General features: G+C 63.4%; 1 pseudogene. It reads right to left on the minus strand.

Annotated features, from left to right (window positions below):
* Nucleotides 1–459: 459 nt before the first annotated feature.
* Nucleotides 460–599, minus strand: a pseudogene (locus tag AAEX57_RS16180) (IS110 family transposase); the annotation flags it as partial.

Raw genomic sequence — 599 nt, forward strand, 5'->3', positions numbered from 1 at the left:
TACGCTTGTTCACCTGGGAAGTGCTCCTTCAACCACGCTGATACAGACCTAGACAATCGGTATCTTCGCAGGTCAGAGGGCACTTCCCTCCTTCACGTCCAGCCACCCCCGTGAAATCTCCGGGCTAGGACAGCATGGTCGATGCGTCGCCAGTAGGTCGTCGGTGTGCGACGGTTTCAGCCGCAGTCCTCGCCGCGGTCGTCAGCCGTGCGCTGCGCTCCCTCCCCCCTCGGTCGGGGCGGGGAGTGTAGGCGTGCGGATACTTCCGCCCCGCGACGAGAGTTGCACGCTCCGCCTGGACCGTGAGGTTGCGTAACGGGCTCTTGGGACTTGAGGGTGGTTCAGGTGTCCAGGCCTCCGGCGATGAGTAGGCAGCGTAGGCGGTAGTTGTCGCGATTGCGGAAGCCTCTGGCGATGCGGCGGTGGAGTTCGATGAGTCCGTTGAATCTCCTATGTCTGTCAAGCAGGGCTTGGGGTGCAGTTGGCTGCGGCTGCGTTGAGTTTTCGGTAGATGTTTCGGGCGAGGTAGCGCTTGAGGCAGCGGCGGATCTCTCGGGGTGTTCGTCCTTCGGCGCTGCGGCGTTCGACGTAGGCGCGGG

The sequence above is a fragment of the Luteococcus sp. H91 genome (genome assembly GCF_038433135.1).
In the GTDB taxonomy this organism is placed as follows: domain Bacteria; phylum Actinomycetota; class Actinomycetes; order Propionibacteriales; family Propionibacteriaceae; genus Luteococcus.